Annotated in this window: 22 protein-coding genes and 3 pseudogenes; 9 read left to right on the forward strand and 16 right to left on the reverse strand. The window is 27.0% G+C overall.

The genetic code is table 11. From position 1 onward, the window contains the following. The first annotated feature begins 31 nt into the window (after window positions 1-31). The gene (locus tag CKV72_RS06045; RefSeq protein ID WP_095177763.1) at window positions 32-1,072 is read left to right on the forward strand and encodes a taurine ABC transporter substrate-binding protein; all 1,041 of its coding nucleotides are present in this window, start codon (window positions 32-34) and stop codon (window positions 1,070-1,072) included. A gap of 47 nt (window positions 1,073-1,119) precedes the next feature. Further along, window positions 1,120-1,923, forward strand: coding sequence for an ABC transporter ATP-binding protein (locus CKV72_RS06050; RefSeq protein ID WP_089867254.1), 804 nt, complete (start codon window positions 1,120-1,122; stop codon window positions 1,921-1,923). Between the two features lie 271 nt (window positions 1,924-2,194). On the opposite strand, the gene CKV72_RS06055 is transcribed toward CKV72_RS06050, so the two are convergent. From CKV72_RS06055 to CKV72_RS06090, 8 genes are all read right to left on the reverse strand, one after another. Then, complete coding sequence (locus CKV72_RS06055) at window positions 2,195-2,932, reverse strand: hypothetical protein (RefSeq protein WP_095177764.1); 738 nt, start codon at window positions 2,930-2,932, stop codon at window positions 2,195-2,197. Window positions 2,933-3,060: 128 nt separating this feature from the next. Beyond that, window positions 3,061-3,348: a ribosomal protein L7/L12 gene (locus CKV72_RS06060; RefSeq protein ID WP_089867259.1), complete on the reverse strand. Its 288-nt coding sequence runs from the start codon at window positions 3,346-3,348 to the stop codon at window positions 3,061-3,063. A gap of 36 nt (window positions 3,349-3,384) precedes the next feature. Further along, window positions 3,385-4,062, reverse strand: coding sequence for a CPBP family intramembrane glutamic endopeptidase (locus CKV72_RS06065; RefSeq protein ID WP_242955710.1), 678 nt, complete (start codon window positions 4,060-4,062; stop codon window positions 3,385-3,387). 156 nt (window positions 4,063-4,218) lie between these two features. After that, complete coding sequence (locus CKV72_RS06070) at window positions 4,219-5,520, reverse strand: type II restriction enzyme (protein WP_202192293.1); 1,302 nt, start codon at window positions 5,518-5,520, stop codon at window positions 4,219-4,221. Beyond that, window positions 5,495-6,334 (reverse strand): DNA adenine methylase, encoded by an 840-nt coding sequence (locus CKV72_RS06075; RefSeq protein ID WP_089867265.1) that lies wholly within the window; start codon window positions 6,332-6,334, stop codon window positions 5,495-5,497. The genes CKV72_RS06070 and CKV72_RS06075 overlap by 26 nt, the downstream gene beginning before the upstream one ends. A 149-nt stretch (window positions 6,335-6,483) precedes the next feature. Continuing rightward, entirely contained in the window at window positions 6,484-7,203 is a 720-nt protein-coding gene (locus CKV72_RS06080) for a TRM11 family SAM-dependent methyltransferase (protein ID WP_089867267.1), read from the reverse strand. A gap of 332 nt (window positions 7,204-7,535) precedes the next feature. Beyond that, window positions 7,536-7,772: a hypothetical protein gene (locus CKV72_RS06085; RefSeq protein WP_095177765.1), complete on the reverse strand. Its 237-nt coding sequence runs from the start codon at window positions 7,770-7,772 to the stop codon at window positions 7,536-7,538. A 129-nt stretch (window positions 7,773-7,901) separates the two neighbouring features. Then, window positions 7,902-8,432, reverse strand: coding sequence for an ADP-ribose-binding protein (locus CKV72_RS06090; RefSeq protein WP_095177766.1), 531 nt, complete (start codon window positions 8,430-8,432; stop codon window positions 7,902-7,904). 292 nt (window positions 8,433-8,724) lie between these two features. On the opposite strand from CKV72_RS06090, the gene CKV72_RS06095 reads away from it, so the two are divergent. Next, window positions 8,725-9,186: a methylated-DNA--[protein]-cysteine S-methyltransferase gene (locus tag CKV72_RS06095; RefSeq protein WP_089866518.1), complete on the forward strand. Its 462-nt coding sequence runs from the start codon at window positions 8,725-8,727 to the stop codon at window positions 9,184-9,186. Between the two features lie 126 nt (window positions 9,187-9,312). Here the strand turns inward: CKV72_RS06095 and tlp are convergent. Then, a pseudogene (tlp, locus tag CKV72_RS06100) lies at window positions 9,313-9,535 on the reverse strand (small acid-soluble spore protein Tlp). Window positions 9,536-9,786: 251 nt separating this feature from the next. Here tlp and CKV72_RS06105 point away from each other — a divergent pair. The 3 genes from CKV72_RS06105 (at window position 9,787) to CKV72_RS06115 (ending at window position 10,700) form a co-directional block, all read left to right on the forward strand. Then, a complete protein-coding gene (locus CKV72_RS06105) occupies window positions 9,787-9,888 on the forward strand; it encodes a putative holin-like toxin (RefSeq protein WP_035109768.1) in 102 nt (33 codons plus the stop codon). A gap of 307 nt (window positions 9,889-10,195) precedes the next feature. Then, window positions 10,196-10,501, forward strand: a complete 306-nt coding sequence (locus tag CKV72_RS06110) for a nucleotidyltransferase family protein (protein WP_089866524.1) — start codon at window positions 10,196-10,198, stop codon at window positions 10,499-10,501. After that, the gene (locus CKV72_RS06115; protein ID WP_089866527.1) at window positions 10,482-10,700 is read left to right on the forward strand and encodes an HI0074 family nucleotidyltransferase substrate-binding subunit; all 219 of its coding nucleotides are present in this window, start codon (window positions 10,482-10,484) and stop codon (window positions 10,698-10,700) included. Before CKV72_RS06110 ends, CKV72_RS06115 begins: the two co-directional genes overlap by 20 nt. Here CKV72_RS06115 and CKV72_RS06120 read toward each other — a convergent pair. The 3 genes and pseudogenes from CKV72_RS06120 to CKV72_RS06130 all read right to left on the reverse strand — a co-directional run. Next, window positions 10,652-10,945: pseudogene (locus CKV72_RS06120) on the reverse strand (ATP-binding cassette domain-containing protein); the annotation flags it as partial. The gene CKV72_RS06115 and the pseudogene CKV72_RS06120 sit on opposite strands and share 49 nt — an antisense overlap. Before the next feature lie 119 nt (window positions 10,946-11,064). Continuing rightward, window positions 11,065-11,484 carry a sensor histidine kinase gene (locus CKV72_RS06125; RefSeq protein WP_169712351.1) on the reverse strand — a complete coding sequence of 140 codons (420 nt, stop codon included), beginning with the start codon at window positions 11,482-11,484 and terminating at the stop codon, window positions 11,065-11,067. A 28-nt stretch (window positions 11,485-11,512) separates the two neighbouring features. Further along, window positions 11,513-12,087: pseudogene (locus tag CKV72_RS06130) on the reverse strand (AAA family ATPase); the annotation flags it as partial. A gap of 265 nt (window positions 12,088-12,352) precedes the next feature. Between CKV72_RS06130 and CKV72_RS06135 the strand changes: the two are divergent. Together CKV72_RS06135 and CKV72_RS12385 are read left to right on the forward strand one after the other, a co-directional pair. Continuing rightward, window positions 12,353-12,916, forward strand: a complete 564-nt coding sequence (locus tag CKV72_RS06135; protein ID WP_095177767.1) for an HD domain-containing protein — start codon at window positions 12,353-12,355, stop codon at window positions 12,914-12,916. Window positions 12,917-13,540: 624 nt separating this feature from the next. Further along, on the forward strand, window positions 13,541-13,972 hold the full coding sequence (locus tag CKV72_RS12385; RefSeq protein WP_238056389.1) for a DUF6143 family protein: 432 nt from the start codon (window positions 13,541-13,543) through the stop codon (window positions 13,970-13,972). A gap of 138 nt (window positions 13,973-14,110) precedes the next feature. Here the strand turns inward: CKV72_RS12385 and CKV72_RS06145 are convergent, their stop codons facing one another. From CKV72_RS06145 to CKV72_RS06160, 4 genes are all read right to left on the reverse strand, one after another. Beyond that, entirely contained in the window at window positions 14,111-14,317 is a 207-nt protein-coding gene (locus CKV72_RS06145) for a hypothetical protein (RefSeq protein ID WP_089866533.1), read from the reverse strand. A 207-nt stretch (window positions 14,318-14,524) separates the two neighbouring features. Beyond that, window positions 14,525-15,319 (reverse strand): ABC transporter ATP-binding protein, encoded by a 795-nt coding sequence (locus CKV72_RS06150; protein ID WP_095177768.1) that lies wholly within the window; start codon window positions 15,317-15,319, stop codon window positions 14,525-14,527. Beyond that, complete coding sequence (locus CKV72_RS06155) at window positions 15,285-16,187, reverse strand: ABC transporter permease (RefSeq protein WP_095177769.1); 903 nt, start codon at window positions 16,185-16,187, stop codon at window positions 15,285-15,287. The genes CKV72_RS06150 and CKV72_RS06155 overlap by 35 nt, the downstream gene beginning before the upstream one ends. Then, a complete protein-coding gene (locus tag CKV72_RS06160) occupies window positions 16,188-17,201 on the reverse strand; it encodes an ABC transporter substrate-binding protein (protein ID WP_089866541.1) in 1,014 nt (337 codons plus the stop codon). It lies immediately after the preceding gene. A gap of 400 nt (window positions 17,202-17,601) precedes the next feature. On the opposite strand from CKV72_RS06160, the gene CKV72_RS12525 reads away from it, so the two are divergent. Then, on the forward strand, window positions 17,602-18,435 hold the full coding sequence (locus CKV72_RS12525; protein WP_095177770.1) for a methyl-accepting chemotaxis protein: 834 nt from the start codon (window positions 17,602-17,604) through the stop codon (window positions 18,433-18,435). Window positions 18,436-18,464: the final 29 nt, after the last annotated feature.

The raw sequence follows: 18,464 nt of genomic DNA on the forward strand, positions 1-18,464 counted from the left end.
AGTGAAACATAATAAAATTAGGAGGATGATTATGAAGTTCAAAAAAATATTATCAAGTTTTATGATTATAATTGCAACATTAACATTATTTGTTGGGTGCGGTAAATCTAAAGATGATAAAGGGAAAAATATAGGATCATCAAATTTACCTGAGGTTGTAAATATAGGTACTCAGCAAATGCCTAATGACGAAAAAATTGCTATAGCAAAAGGTTTTTTTGAAGAGGAGCTTGGAGTTAAGGTTAATATTGTGGAATTTAATGCAGGCGATATAAGAAATGCAATGATTTCAAAGAATATCGATTTTGCTCTACTTGGTTCTGCTTCTGCCACCCTTGGAATTGCTAGTGGTATGGATGCCGAAGTAATTTGGATACATGAGGTACTTGGAGATGCGGAAAAATTAGTAGCTAAAAACAATTCTAATATTAATTCCATAAAGGATATTGTAGGTAAAAAAATTGCTACTCCTTTTTCCACCACAGCACATTATAGCTTATTAAAGGCTTTAGAGTTAAATAATATTCCTCAAAAGGATGTAACCATATACGATATGCAAATGTCTGATATATATGCAGCATGGAAAAGAGGAGATATTGACGCAGCTTATGCATGGGAACCTACACTTTCAAGTCTTTTAGAGGATGGTAAAGTTTTAGTTTCTAGTAAGGAGCTAGCTAAAAAAGGTATTGTTACATCTAATGTGGAAATTGTTAGAAGAGATTTTGCTGAAAAATATCCAGATATTGTATCTAAATATATTAAGGCTGTAGATAAAGCTGTTAAACTTTATAAGGAAAATGAAGGTGAAGCAGTTAAAACTGTTGCTGATGCTCTACATATTACAGAAGAAGAGGCATTAAAACAAATGCAAGGTTCTGTTTGGTTAACTGCTAAAGAACAATTAGATGCTGCTTATTTTGGAACAAAGGATAAAAAAGGTGATTTAGTAAATTCACTAAAAGATATAGCTGATTTTTTATATGATCAAAAGAGTCTTATGACTAAACCAGAATTATCTACTTTTGAAAAGGCTGTAAATCCATCATATATAGAAAATGCTTTAAAATAATCCCTTAGATCCTTTTAAAGCAGTATAATAGAAATGGAGAATTTTACATGGATGAAATGTTAAATAATAAAAATCATAAAAATTATGTTATATCATTAAAAGATGTTAATTTAAAATATTCTGGTGAAAAAGATGATGTTACTGCTCTTGAGCATATAAATTTAGATATTAAAGAAGGAGAATTTATATGCGTACTCGGTCCTTCAGGCTGTGGTAAAAGTACATTATTAAAGATAATTGCAGGATTTTTAAAACCCTCAGAAGGCACTGCTAAAATGGATGGAGAGACTATTGGTGGACCTGATTGGCACAGAGGTGTTGTTTTTCAAAGTCCTACCCTATATCCATGGTTAAATATTCATGACAATGTGGCTTTTGGTTTGAAAATGAGAAAGTTTTCTAAAGACCACACTGAAAAGTTGACAAGTAAATATTTAGAACTTGTTGGTTTAAATGGTTTTGAAAAGCATAAACCCTATGAACTTTCTGGTGGTATGAAGCAAAGAGCTTCTCTTGCAAGGGTTTTAGTAAATAATCCTAGAATGATTTTAATGGACGAACCCTTTGGAGCATTAGACGCTTTAACCAGGGAAAACATGCAAACCCTAATAAGAACAATTTGGACTAAAACTAAAAATACAGTTTTTCTTATTACCCATGATGTGGACGAGGCTCTGTCACTTGCTACCAGAATAATTGTAATGTCAAGTAGACCAGGAAAAATCCTTAAAGAATTCAATACAAATTTCACCTATAAAGTTTCACAGGATAATGGGGAAAATGTAAGATACTCACCTGAATATTTAGAAATGAGAAAAGAAATCTTAAAGATTATTAATTCTCAAAACTAAATTTAGGGGACTAAATTTAAAAATTTTTGGGGACGGTTAATGAAAAGTTAAAAATTTTTGGATAAAAATTAATAAAATTTGAGGGACGGTTAATGCAAACTGTTAATGCAAACTTAAAAATTTTTGGATAAAAATTAATAAAATTTGGGGGACGGTTAATGAAAAGTTATCCTTTCTATGGCAAAAATTCATTAACCGTCCCCTTTAAATTTCATTTAAATTTCATTTAAAGTTCTTTTAAATTTATTTAATTTCCTGCTAGTTTAGCAATTTAGTATCCCAGTATTTCCTTTTGTACTTTTTCTTCTCTCTTACAAATATTCATAACAAACATGGCAAAATATATTTGTATATTTACATTTATAAAACTTGTAACTGAATAAATAATTAAATTGGTTTCTGGATTTATATTGAATGCAGACATTATACCTCCAATAACAATGAATACAATTCCTGCTCCCAAGCCTAGTAATATTATTTCTCCAGAATACTTTTTACCCATTGCCATTCCTTTTTTCAAAGCATCCCCTGCACTTGTATTGTAATATACCAAATATGCTTTACATGGTGTTAATATTATATTGAAATAAATCATCAGAATAACCATAAATGGTATGAATATAGACCAGAATCCTAAAAATATTAACACTGATGATATAAGGAAAAGGACTACATTTATTAATAAATATCTTGGATATAAGGATATACCTTCTTTAAAACTTTCTCCATAATTTACTGTTCCTTTATTTAATAATGTTTTTATAGTTACCATTAAAATTGAGAAAAATAATGTGCCTACAAATAATTCAAATGATATTTTTACTATATTATTTGATATTGCTTCATTGAAAATCGAGAAATTTTCTAGTAAACTTCCCCCTTCTCCAATGAAATCATAATTAGTAAATTGTAAATTAAAATTAAAACTTTGAAAAATTATCTGTACTAATATAAATGGCAACAAAAATTTAAATCCCCTCTTATACTTGTTCCAAATTTCTTTATACATAAATATCACTCCTTAACTTTTAGTTAGTTGGTTAGTTACTTATATAATTAACTATATCACTAATAATGTTAATTTGCAACTAAAATAAAAAAAGTACCTTTCCTAAATTTTAGAAAGATACTTTTATTTTATAAACTATCAACATAATCCTTTGCTTCCTTTAATCCCATTCCTGTAGATTCTCTTAATTTTTTTATTGCCTTAATTTTTTTATTTTCTCTAATAAGTTCTATTAATTCACTTTTAAGTTCATCACTTACATATTCATTACATAATTCAGGTAATCCAAGATGTTCTAAAATCCTGTCTAACTTTGATTCTATTCTTTTTTGATCTCTCTGTATTTTGTTACTATTATCATTATTATTAAAATAAATAAGTAAAATAACTATAAATCCTATAGCTACGTAGTTCATACTATCTCTCCTTTAATTCCAAAAATTTTTACAAAACTAAATCATCCTAAACATTATAAATCCTATGGTGTTTATTGAAAAATTAGCCATCATATGTACAACCCAAGAATTATATATATTTTCGTTCTTTTCATTTAAATAATTAAATATAACCCCTCCAATAAATAATCCTATCATTGCTAAGAGAAAAATAACTGGATTAAACCAATTTGCCATAATAGCTACATGGTATATAGAAAAAGCAACGGCACTTATTATATAAGCAAATTTTCTCTTACTTATTTTTTTTAAATTTAAAAATATAAAACCTCTAAAGAAAAATTCTTCTAATAGTGAATTAATAAATGAAATATATAAAGCTATCCATAAAAAATTACTTCTATTTACTTTTACATTTTTATCCAATACCCCTACAATGTTATCCAAATCAATAAAATTTTTCAGCAAAAAATAAGCTGTCAATATTCCAAAATATATTGCCAAACCTAAAATTATCGAATAAATTAAATCTCTTCTAGATTTGATTTTAAAAATATATTTTAACTTTATATTCTTATCATACAAAGTATATACAACTGGTAAAATTAAAAACACTACTATTTTTATTGCTGATTTATAAATATAACCAGGATTAACAATGTAGTCTACAATATACATTATCAATATGGATATAAAGGTAATTACCAATATTCCTTTAATAGTTTTATTATTCATTTATTATATTATCTCCACAAATTATTTTGAATCTATCTATTAATATTATAACATTCTTTTGGGCAATTTCAGGGGACGGTTAATTAAATTCACCTTAAAAATATGGTAAATTTTCATTAACCGTCCCCTTATTTTTCCCCTGATTTTTAGTTTTCCTTATTTACTTAGATTTAATATCCAATTAATCCATCCTATTATAGATGATGCTCTTCTTCTAAATGTTTCCTCAGATTTTATATTAAGCATATTGGAATCTTTCATTATATTTACTACTTCAGTTTTACTAGGAAAATCACATTTTTTAAAATATAATTTTAATGTATAATTAAATACTTTATGCTCAAGAATTAACTTTGCAAAACTTAATTGTCTTGTCCTATAGTTTTGCTTCATTATATTCTTTCCTAAGTTTGATATAGTATATATAGATTTATTCTTTTCTTTTTTTCTACAAATTAGTCCTAAATATATACCTGCATTTACATAATAGTCAGCTTGTCTAGGATCGAAATCATAATTGAGTGTAATTTGATCTTTGGTCATATTATTTTTTGTTAGTAATTCACATAAATTTATAACTCTCTTAAAATTATCTGCTTGTGGAAACGGCACTTTTGGTTCTTTTACAATAGCTACTGAATTTAATATTTCTAAAATATCTTCAAGTAAAATATCTTCTTTATTTATTATATAATTCTTCTGTTTTAATAGCCTTAAAGAATTATATTCAAATTCATTAGTAAATTTATATTCGTAAAATGAAAATACATCATTAGAATAAGTCATAAATATAGGTTTAACTTCTTTGGATACTTTTTTATTCCACAGTCTAAAAGGATAATATAATTGTCTTATTAAAAAATCTTCTGATATGGAATTTTTAGCTTCTAATAATGCAAGTGCATACTTTCCTTCAAATCCTCCATCAATTTCCACCTGAGAATTCATAACTTTTAAAGGTATCTTTTTATTAAATTCCACATTATTAATTAAAAATTCAAATGATGAAGAACTCATTCTTCCTGTAACAGTTGGAACTATTTTTTTATCTTCAAGAAAATCAGAAATTATTCCAGATACATAAGCACAATTTATTGCCATTGCCTCGCTAGTTATATTTTTATAATCAATACTTTCAATATAATTGGGAAAGGATATCTTTGTTATTTTACTATTAATATCTTCAAAATTCTTATATGCCTCAAACCTAGAAATAACATACCTTCCTCTTGTAATTGGTAATATTGAAAACTTATTTTTACTAAATAACTTAGGTAGATTATTTTTATGATCAAATTTTGTCATAAGTCTTGCTTCTCTAAATTCATTAATCTGAGCAGATGTTATTTCAAACTTACCTTCTTTATTTATTTTTTCTATAATGCGATACTTTTCAAATAGCTTTTCCCATGCATCATCATTTTTAGTTTTACTAATAGTTTCTGATAAGCACCTCATCAACTTCTCCCCTTTTATCTCCTTTTGAATTTATTGCTCTTTTTGCCTTAATAATTTCTATTTCATAATCTTTATATAAATCTTTTATAAAATCCGTAGCTGAATTAGATAATAAAAATTTAACCTCTCTTTTATTTAATTTATCACATAATTTTTTAAGACGTTTCTGATCATCTCTTCCAAATCCTCCTTTAGAATACCCAGTAAAATTTGAACTATCGGAAACAGGATCATATGGTGGGTCTAAATACACAAAAGCCCCTTTTCTTATACCCTTTACTCCCTCTTCAAAATCGCCACACATAAACTTTATATTATTTTGATTAAAATAATTACTTACAGCTGTTAAGGTAATTTTATCAACTATATTTGGATTTTTATATTTTCCAAAAGGGGTATTAAACTCCCCAGAATTATTTACTCTAAATAATCCATTAAAACAAGTTTTGTTTAAATATAATATCCTTGCTGCTTTCTGAACATTTGTTAGACTTTCATAAAACTCCTTATTTCTATCCAAAGCTCTAATTTTATAAAAATATTCCTTTTCATTTTTATGCTTTTCTAATTCATATATTAACTCTTCTACATTTTCTTTAATAACAATATACAAATTTATTAATTCATTGTTTACATCATTAACTACAGCTTTTGGAGGTTGAAAATGAAAAAGAACAGCTCCCCCCCCTAAAAATGGTTCATAATAAGTAGAATATTTATCAGGAAAATATTTTTCTATCTCTGTTATTAACTGTCTTTTGCCTCCTACCCATTTTACTACTGGTGCTACGAATTTATTTCGTCTTTTCTTCATACGTATTTCCTCCCAAATCTATCTCTTTTATTGCTTTAACATAGCTTTGTTTTCTTCCATATCTAAGCAAAAAACACTAATACATATTATATTATATATTATTTTTAGTTTTAATTACAATAATTTACTAACAATGAATCTTAATCTGCCTATAAATTTTTAATAAATACAAATAAATATTCATGTGCAATTAAATAAAAATTTTTTTCAATACAAATTTTCTTCCAATATTCTGTTGATTTACAATTGTTCTGTTTTTTTATTATTATTTCCTTTATTTTAAACCCAGAATTCATAAATATATTCATTATGTTAAAACCTAAAGGAATAATACATCCATTTTTTCTTGTATCTCCCATTAGTATAGCACAATATTTTTTATCCTTTAATACTCTATAACATTCATTAGCAACCTTTTCCATTGATTTATAAAATTCTAATATGTTTAGTAATGATAAATCATTTTTTATATTATTGCTATATTTTATTATATTTGCATAAGGTGGATGAGTACATATTAAATCTATTGAGTTATCTTTTATATCATATAAATTTCTAGCATCTCTATTTAATAAAATTATATTTTCCTTATTAACGCTATTTAATCTATTATTAGAAGTATTTATTGCTCTTTCATTAATATCACATCCAATTGCTCTTCTATTTAGAAGTGATGCTTCTATTAGAGTTGTACCACTACCACAAAACTGATCCAATATTAAATCTTTCTCTTTTGAATACTTTAAAATTAAATTTCTTGGTACATATGGACTCCAATTACCTGGATAATCTCCTTTATGACTTGCCCAACTTCCCCTATTTTCAAAATCCCACACAGTTGTATATTCTAATCTATACCCTTTATCCATAAATTTATATTCCTCCTCTATTTTTGATTATTGTCATAAATTAAAAAAAATATGATTAAAAAACATATTGTAATAACATTTAGATTATCTTTCATAAAAAACAACCACTTTTACTAATAAAGTGGTTGTTAAAAAAATAATTTATATTAATATTTTATTTATTTTTCATATAAAATACATCTTCAATACTTATCCATAAATGGCATTTAACTTTTTTTATAAATTCTTATCTTCATAACTCATTTATAAAACCTCTTTCCTTAATAATATTATTATAAAAATTAATTTTTGCAACTTTTCTTTAATCATCACCTAGAAACAAAATGAAAACACTATTTAAATCTCATAATTACCATATCATCAATTTCCATTTTAATGAAAGATTGATGCTTTTTAACATCTTTATAATGAAGTTCTAAGGCCATATCTCCTTTCATTTCTACAAAACCATAACATTTACCATTGTAATCCCGAAAATTAAAACATTCATAAGCATAGCCATTTTCATCAACATAAGAACCACCATTTATAGGTTTGTCCTCCTTTGTAACCCCATTATAATACTTCATCCAAGCTATGTTGCAAAATAAAATATTGATAATTCTCCCCCCATAATAATCATTTACATGTATTATAAATATTAGTATATACAATCTCTGTCTTTAGTTTTCATTAACCGTCCCCTGGTTTTATCCTGATTAACTAAACTTTTTTAAATACAATTTGTAATTCCAATCATCAAAGCAAACAAATTTAATTTCTTTTATCTCTTTGTATTTTTCTATATTTTCTTTCATGGTATTAAATACTATTTCAACTGCTAAATCCTGTGGGAATCCATATACACCTGTACTTATATTGGGGAAAGCTATAGTTTTAATACCTTTTTCTAATGCTAGGTTTAAACTATTTATATAGCAATTTGCTAATAAAGTTTCTTCATTATAGTTTCCGCCTCTCCATATAGGACCTACTGTGTGTATAACGTATTTTGCTTTTAAATTTCCTCCTGATGTTATAACTGCTTTTCCTGTTTCTAATTTTCCTATTTTATTTATGATCTTCTTACATTCTTTAAGAATTTCACTACCTCCTACACTATGTATGGCTCCATCTACCCCACCGCCACCAAGCAATCTGCTATTAGCTGCATTAACAATGGCATCTACATTCTCTTTGGTTATATCTCCTTTTATTATGCTTATTTTATCTAAATTATTATTTCCCATAAATATCACCTTCTAACTTTTTTATATTAATTTACTTATTTCTTCTTATTTACAGAAATACTTGCTTGTCTATCAAAGCCAAAAGTATTAATCTCTTCTCTCCAACCTTAGTAACTGTCTTTCATTATATCACAATTTTCTATATTTATTTATGATACCACTTACAGTGTACTTAAATTCAAAATAAGTGGAAAATAAATAATAAAATTAAAATAAGTTGTTAATTTTTTTATATATAAATATAGTATTATATATATATCATCAAATTAATATATTATTGGAGGTAAGTACTATGAATAGCATATACTCCTACCAAACCGAAATAGGTAAAATTTATATAGTTGAAAATGGAACTGCAATTACCCACCTATATTTTAATGAATGTCCTCTATTAGATAATTTTGAAGAAAAAGAAACTGAATTGATTAAAAAAGCTTATAAGCAATTAAATGAATATCTTTTAGGTGAAAGAAAAGATTTTGATCTCCCCCTTTTACCTGAAGGTACAGATTTTCAACAAAAGGTTTGGAAAGCATTAAGAGAAATTCCCTTTGGAGAAACTAAAAGTTATGGAGAAATTGCAAAAAATATTGGAAATCCTAAAGCTGCACGTGCAGTTGGTATGGCCAACAACAAAAACCCTCTTCCGATTTTTATTCCCTGTCATAGAGTAATTGGTGCAAATGGGAAGTTAATAGGATATGGTGGTGGACTAAAAATTAAAGAATACTTACTTACAATTGAAAAAATATAAATAGTTAATAAAAAGTGGATAAAGAAACAAAAAAAATTATTAAAGCTATGAGGCGAAAATCATAATTTATAAAACATTAATAGTGCAACAACTTGTTGCACTATTAAAAGTGTTATTATTTATAACTTATCTATATCTATTTTTTTGATATATTGCCTCATCCCTAATTTCACTTCTCATACCCTTAAGTGCTTCTCTTCTTCTTTCATTTTTTTCTTCTAGTGTTTCTTTCATTTTTTCATCGTTTGTTTTTGCAATCATTTCATTAGCACGATGACAATTTTCAATAGTCTTATCAATATTGTATTTTATCTACATTATCCCTTCTATCATCTGGCTTATTTCTCATAATATCTCTCTCCTTTTTAAACTTTTTTAATGCACATTTTAGAATAATGTCGCTTTTCTTTCTGATTTCTTTTTTAGTATGGCGGAAAATATAGCTTGTTATACAACCAGATTTTTATAATGATTTTTCCTATTTAAACATTGAATATAGAATCTTCAGACATTATATGTTATAATTTTCTAGTACAATTCAATATAGTTCATTGTGGGCTACTGGTATCGCTTTATCCCTTTTGAAGGGAGGTGATGCCTATGGGTAACGATGTTTTAATGTTACTATTTCAGGCAGGAGTATTCTTGGTAGCACTATTAACATTTATAGTGCTACTTATAGAGAAAATGTCAAAAAAATAGTAGCCCCACTCGCAATTGGATAGCTACTATTTTTAATTTAATATTAAATAGTGATGCCAGTTGCCTAAGCAACTAGAATTGTATACTATAGGGTGCTACCAACACCCTATTTTTATTTCTTATATCCTACTTATATTATATCAAATAATCAGTAAAAATAAACATGTATTTTTATAACTATTTAATTTATTATATGATATTCTGATGTTTTTATTCAATTAACAGTTATTCACTAAGTATCATTGTATAAAAAGTTAGTAATTGTTATACTAAAGATATAAAAACTATTGATGTAGGTGATAAAATTTTGTTAGATAATAAATTAAAAACTCAATTAGAAATAATTTTTTCAAAGTATCCTCAAGTTGAAAAGGTATTACTATTTGGTTCACGTGCCAGAGGTGATAATAAGTATAATTCAGATATAGATTTATGTATATTTGGTGAAGAATTAAGCCATTTAACATTGGCTAAAATCACTTTTGATATAGAGGATTTAGATACCTGCTTAATGTTTGATATATTAGCATTTAACGAATTAAATAAGGAAGATTTAATAAAAAATATATTAAATGAAGGAGTTGTTATTTACCATGCCAAAAAGATTAGATGAAAGAATAAATGATTTTGTAAATGCACTCTCTAGATTACAAGAAGCTTTGGAAAAAGATATTAGCGATGATATAATAATAGATGGTATTATCCAAAGGTTTGAATTTACATTTGAACAGAGTTGGAAAGCTATGAAATTATATTTAGAAGATCAAGGTATATTAGATGAAGCAGTATCTCCTATTATTCTATCTGCCTGAGATGCAATATTTAAATCATGAGTTATAATTATCAATGTTTGATGATATTTTTGCACTGAAAATCTAAGTAGTTCTATTATTTCCTTACTATTTTTACTATCTAAATTCCCTGTAGGTTCATCTGCTAATATTATTGAAGGTTTATAAGCTAATGCTCTCCCTATAGACACCCTTTGTTGCTGTCCCCCTGAAAGTTCTGACGGAAAATGATTTCTTCTATGCTGTAATCCTAAAATATTAATTAATCTTCCTCCCTATTTTGTACTATTACTTCATATTTTTTATTTATTGTGTGTTTCTATTATCATTATAAAATTTGAAACTTACAGGAAGGTGATTTTTATCTTACTAAATAGTAAGTTTTCTATATTATTCCTTTTAAAAAAGTAATAGTAAACTTACTTCCTTTTCCCTTTTTACTGTTTACTAATATGGTTCCTCCTTGCCTTTCTATAATCACTTTGGTTAAAGCAAGTCCAATACCTACGCTTTCTGCATTAACAGAATTGCTTCCTTTATAAAATCTTTCAAATATATGTGGTAAATCCTTTTTATCTATGCCTTCTCCATTGTCCTCAATTAAAATTCTACTAAACAAAGGAGTTTCAGAAATATGTACTTTTATTTCTCCTCCTTCTTTTGTATGTTCAATACAATTTTTTATAATGTTTAATATTGCTTCAATCGTCCACTGTTCATCTACATAAAAATACACATTATCCAAATTACCGCTTACCACTATCTTTTGATGCTTCTCATCACTTTTAAACTTTAAACTTATCAAAGCTTTTTGAATACAATTTATTCCTAAAATATTTTTCTCTTTCACTATAAAATCCTAGATTTATTTTAGTTTCTATTAAGGAATCATATAATTATATATTCTTTGCTCATATATTCTATTGTGGATTTTAACTTTTCCATTGGAGTTTTTAAATATTCCATATGTTACTCCCATGGTTATTAGTGGATTGTCTTCATTATAAGTAATTTCATATCCATCTAAAATTATTTTTCTAACTAATTCTTGTAATTCTTTATTATTTTCTATATTTTTAATTAAACTATCAAAGTTAGTATTGCTCTCTTTTAAAAGTTCTTTTACAGCTAATTCTAAATACTCTTTTTCCCATTCCAATTCATTTTCTAACATTATCTTTTCATCTATTATTTTACAAAGTTTACTTACTAAAAAAGGATATCCTGAAGTGTAAAAATAAATCTTTTTTGCAAAGTATTCTTTATCTAAATTAACTTTCTTATTTTCCACATAATCATCCAACATAGTTTTTATTTCATCTATTGAAAAGCTCATATCTACATCAAATTCTGATGCTATATTCCATGGACTGTTATATTTGTGTTCCTCATCTGGTCTTATTTTTATATCTTTATATAGGTTTACCTTTAATAATAAAAATATTATTTTGTATATTTCATATTATTCCTATATCTTTAATAGGATTACATTATTTTAATGAATTCCTGTCAAATCCTCATATTTTAATATATTGCCTTTTAAAATTATTACAAACTAATTAAGAGTACGGTATTTGTAAAATATGTTTTAGTTAAGTTATAATTGTATTATTATGCGAGTTAGTTATTTATTAAACTACTTGATAAATTGAAAATTTGTAGGGGGAGTGAATATGGAAGCAAGAAAATTATTAGATGCATTATTGGTGGCCGAAAAGCTTAAAGATACAACTCGTCATTGCTATACTTCCAAAGGCAGACATGAGAGTGTTGCAGAACATAGTTGGATGATGACCTTGATAGCTTTCTTTATAAGGGATGAATTCCCCGAAGCTGATATGGATAAGGTTATCAGAATGTGCATTATTCATGACTTGGGAGAATGTTTTACTGGAGATATTCCTACTTTTGAAAAGAACCTAGACCACGAGCTGATGGAAGAAAATCTGCTTTATAACTGGGTTGATTCCTTGCCAGAGGAATATGCAGTAGAAATGCGAGAACTTTATGAAGAAATGGCAGAACGCAAAACAGTTGAATCTCAAATTTATAAAGCCATTGATGGCCTTGAAGCATTGATTCAGCACAATATGTCAGACTTGTCTACTTGGATTCCCAAAGAATTTGAACTCAATCTAACCTACGCAGATGATAAGGTTGCGTTCTCCGATTATTTAAAATCTTTAAGACAAGCTATTCGTGAAGATACCATCCAAAAGATTGATGAAGCAAAGTAAAACTCTGTGATAATTATCAGTTTGTTGGTTAGCTCCTTTAAAACATAAGAAAAATCAATTTAAAAATAGTATTAAAATACCGTATTATTCCAAATAGAATATACGGTATTTTTTTACTTTACAATTCAAAGATATTATGCTGTTTAAATACATCCTATGTTATTGTTCAACCACTGTAAAATCCACATTCCTTAAAATTAAGGATAGCATAAAGCCATTGATAATTCAATGTTTCATTGAAAATTTACCAGGCGATTTAATTTTTTGCAAAAATATTTTAAAAAAGCTAATCAAATCCTTTTAAATCAATGTTCTACAATATACTTTTATTTTAAATCATCTGGTAAAGCTTTTATCTATAATATTGTATCCTTCACTAATATTCGTTAAAATATTACAACTTTTTTGAGTTATATCAATACAATATACTAATAGATAAAATTTTAATTTTTATCTATTAAATAATTTAAATAGTTTATATTTAAAAGGATGTGTTACTATGTTAGATAAAAATGATTTATGCCAACATGAATCATTGGTAAGACCATTACAACAAGTAGTTAGTATTCCAAATCCATTATATAAATCTCTGCAAGGCATATACTTTATAGGAAAAACTCCATTATTGGTAATGGTAGTAATGCATGGGCTGCTTTAGTAAATCCTAAAAACTCTGGTAAGGATTTATTTGTTAATGTATTTACAATTTCTAATTTTTCTTCAAGTACAATTAAAGCTGAAATTTGGTTAAATACAAGACCACCTGGAAATCCAGCTATTTCTTCCTTTGTATCACCTGCTAATACAGCTTTATGTCCTCCACCAAAGCCTAAGGTTTTATTAGAATATGTACAGTCTACCCATGGAATCCCATGTGGTGGAGTTAATATATATGACCGTATTGTTCCACCTAACACAACTATAGTTTCAGAAGAAGATGGGAAATTTATAATACCTGCAGGTGGAAATTTTTCATTATTCTTAAGATCCGCTAATAATGAATTAATTAATAATAATGTAGCCTTTGGATGGTGGAAAAAACAAGTTAAATTCTAACTGTGTTAAAGTGTTTATGTTCCTTAAATAAGATATAATATTAAAATGAAGCTGTGGCATTAAGAATAAACATTACGTTGTATGTAAATTCCTTGGTACCACAGCTTCTATTCATCTTTAAATACTCTACTACAATTACTATTTTTCCCTACTGTATGTGCCAAAAGAATTAGTATATATATGAGTTTCTCCATTTTTATAATTTACTTCAAGCTTTTGTCCACAAGAATAGCTTTTTATATTTTCGATTTTATCCCATTCTAAATCTTCACCAAACATTGTAGACAAAACTTCTACATCCATTTGTTGACACATCTCTCCATCTATCCAATCTATTGTATTCATTTTTACTTCCCCCTTATTTTTTATGTTTAGTTATATTATAGCACCCTAAATATATTATGGATATTATAGTTATAAATAATCTAATAATTTGTTAAATATATTCTATTACTAAGCCTTCATCCTTGCCATTTAATTTCCAATAAAAAAGCGGTCTTATCCAATGATTTTTTAATCATTATATAAGACCGCCCTCTCATAAGAATTTTCTTAGGAAAACAACACTCTGTCACTTAGTGCATCTTTTGCTTGAATTTTTTCAAAATACTTTAAAAGCTTATCAATATTCAATTTATCCTTTTCTTCATTTTTTATATCTAAAACTATTTCTCCGCTATGCATCATAAAAAGTCTATTTCCCATACTTATAGCATGATTCATATTGTGAGTAACCATCAGTGTAGTTATTTTATTTTCATTAATTATTTTTTCTGTAATTTCTATTATTCTCTCTGAAGTTTTAGGATCTAGTGCTGCTGTATGCTCATCTAAGAGCAACAGTTCAGGTTTACACATTACTGCCATAATTAAAGACATAGCCTGTCTTTGTCCTCCTGATAAAAGTCCTACCTTAGTATTTAATTTATCTTCTAATCCTAAATTTAATTCTGTTAGCATTTCCTTAAATTTTTCTATGTCCTTTTTATTAATTCCCATGGTTAATCCAAATCTTTTGCCTTTATTAAAGGCCATGGACATATTTTCTAAAATGGTCATATTAGGTGAAACTCCCTTTGAAGGGTCTTGAAAAACCCTTCCTATAAATCTTGTACGTTTATATTCTGGCATATTACTAATTTCTTTATTATTTAAATTTATAACTCCATTATCCTGTTCTAAAGTCCCTGATATTAAATTTAATAATGTGGACTTTCCTGCTCCATTACTTCCTATTATTGTAATAAAATCTCCTTCTTCTATTTCAACATTAAAATTATCCAAAACTCTATTTTCATTAATTGTATCTTTATTAAATACTTTGGATAGGTTTTTTATTGTTAACAACACCATCACCTCCAACTATAGCTTTATTCTTTCTTTTAAAGTTTAAACTTTTGCCATTTAAAGACAATGCCATAACCACAATAACTGCTGTTATAAGCTTTAAATCTGCTGATTGAAGTCCAAATTTTAAAGCTAGGGCAATTGCTCCTTTATACAAAATAGAACCTAAAATAGTAGTAGTTGTTGCTTTTATAAAATTTATTTTACCAAATAAAGACTCTCCCATTATAACTGCTGCAAGTCCTATAACTACAGTACCCATGCCCATTCCAACATCTGCAAATCCACCTTGTTGAGCCATAATTGAACCTGCCAATGCTACAAGTCCATTGGAAATCATAAGTCCTATAACTTTAATTACATCTTTATTTACTCCAAGAGATGAAACTAATTGCTCATTATCTCCCACTGCTTTTAATAAAAAGCCTAATTTAGTTTTTAAAAATAAATCCAATAATATTTTTGATAAAATTGCAAATAAAACTATTATAACTAAAGGTGCTATACTTGATGAAAAAATAGTCTTTTCTCCGAATAAAGGCACATTAGATTTTTTCATAATTCTTAAATTTATAGAATATAAGCCTAACATAACTAAAATACCAGATAAAAGATTTGTTATTTTAAATTTAACATGGAGTATTCCTGTTGTTAATCCTCCTATACATCCAGCTGCAAATGAGACTATGCAAGCTATAAAAGGATTTACACCTTTAACTATTAGGGCAGCCGTTACTGCTGCTCCTAATGGAAATGTTCCATCTGCTGATAAATCAGGGAAATCTAATATTTTATAACTTATATATACTCCAAGGGAAACTATGGAAAATATAAGTCCTTGTTCTAATACATTAATTAAAATATCCATTTATTTATCTCCTTTCTTAACCATCTCTGCTTTTTCTATTAATTCTTTAGGTATATTCAAATTAAGTTTTTTAACAGAATCTTCATTAATAACTAGTTGCATTTGTTCTAAGGTTTCTATAGGCATTTCACTAGGTTTTTTCCCATTAATAATGTCTACTGCTAAAAGTCCTGTTTGAAATCCTAATTTATAGTAGTCAATACCTATAGTTGCAAGTGCTCCTCCCGTTACATGAGCTCTTTCTGCACCTATTATTGGTATATTTTTCTTAAAACATTCATTAGAAATCATTGTCATAGCTGAAGCCACTGTATTATCTGTAGGTGTATACAAAACATCAACTTTCTCTAAAAGTGAATTTAAAGCTTGAGGTACTTCATTTACATTTGTTATTGACGCCTCAATAACTTCTAAATTAAATTTTGAAGCAGCATTTTTAATATTTTTAACTTGTATTTGTGAATTATTTTCACTTGTATTAAATAAAATACCAACTTTTTTTGCCTTTGGCATTATTTTTTTTAATAACTTTAGTTGAGCTTCTATGGGAACAATATCTGATGTTCCTGTAACATTGGTTCCTGGTTTTTCTATTGATTTAACAAGCCCTGCATCTACTGGGTCTGTAACCGCTGTTATAAGAATTGGAATTTCTTTAGTTGCGTTAAAAGCCGCTTGAGCAGAAGGTGTTGCCACTGCAAATATAATATCTTCCTTTTTAGAAACAAAATCTTTGGCTATTGATTGAGTTGTAGGCATATCTCCTTGTGCATTTTGATAATCTATTTTAATGTTTTTACCATCTTCAAAACCTTTAGATTTTAATGCATCAATAAAGCCTTCTCTGGATTTATCAAGGGCTGGATGCTCTATTATTTGAGTAATCCCTATTTTTATTACCTCTTTATCACCAAGAGCTTTTTCTTTGGTGTCCTGTGGTTTACCACAACCTCCAAAAATTGATAATGTTAAAAGAACTGCTGTAAGAATTGAAATTTTTTTCTTTGCTACCATGCTACCATCCTCCATAATATTAATTTTTTATAAATAAAAAAGTTCTCCTTGAAGAAGAACTAAATTTTTATACAACAAATACAGGAGTGATATTATTAAAAATATAACCCTATATTGTAATTCTATATTTCTCCTACAAATTCTACCATACTACTATTTTTTATTTTATTACTATACTACTATTTTACCATTCTACACTACTATTTAGCACCCTTATTTATGAAATACTAAATTATTAAAACTAATTATATAGTCTTTTCCTAACATTGTCAACTATTATTTTTAATTTTTTTCTTTTACAGTAAATATTATGAATTTTATGATATAATATTAATCATAATAGGTAAAAATAAAACTAAATAAATATTTTAAATTTATTATAAAAAAGGAGATAATAGATGTGTTAAAGAGTGATAATTTTAAAACAAATGAAGAAATTTTAGAAGCTTTTAAAATAGTATTACCCTATATCAATAGTATAACTCCTGATGATATGGCAATAGTATTAACAGATTTAGAAAAATACATAGGGTATCATAATGCAAATGAATTTACATTAGATTTATCAGAGGGTAAATCTATAAAAGGAATTAAAACCATTGAAGATTGTATAAAAAACAAAAAAGATATATCAGATAGTGTTCCACCAGAAGTCTATGGTAGAACACTAAAAACCTTATTCACCCCTATATATGGTGTGAATAATGAAGTAATAGGAACTCTTAGCTCAGGAATAGATTTTGAAAATAATAGTAAACTTGTAGAATCTGTTTCTAATTTAGCAGAAGTTATAAAACAAATTACAGAAAGTATTAACCAAGTTGCTCAATCGGCAGGTAGCCTAGCAGATTCAGGACAAGACTCTATTGAAAAAGTAAATGAATTAACTAATAAGCAAAAAGATACAGCCCAAATTTTACAAATTATAAAAAATATTGCCAGTCAAACAAATTTACTAGGATTAAATGCAGCTATAGAAGCTTCTAGAGCTGGGGAAAATGGTCGTGGATTTGCAGTAGTGGCAACAGAAGTTAGAAAATTATCAGAGCAGTCTCAAGAATCCGTAAAGAATATTGAAGCAATATTAAAAGAAATGACTGATAGTGTAAATGATATTAATAATACTATAGGAAATGTAGGTGCTATAAGCCAAGAACAAGCAGCAGCTACAGAAGGTAAGCGTCAAAGTTTTAGCACCTTTAATAATTCCAAGAATAGTATTAAAATATCCTAGTAAGGCAAGAATATGCTTTACTAGGATTA

The sequence above is a fragment of the Clostridium cochlearium genome, from assembly GCF_900187165.1.
Taxonomy (GTDB): Bacteria; Bacillota; Clostridia; order Clostridiales; family Clostridiaceae; genus Clostridium_G; species Clostridium_G cochlearium.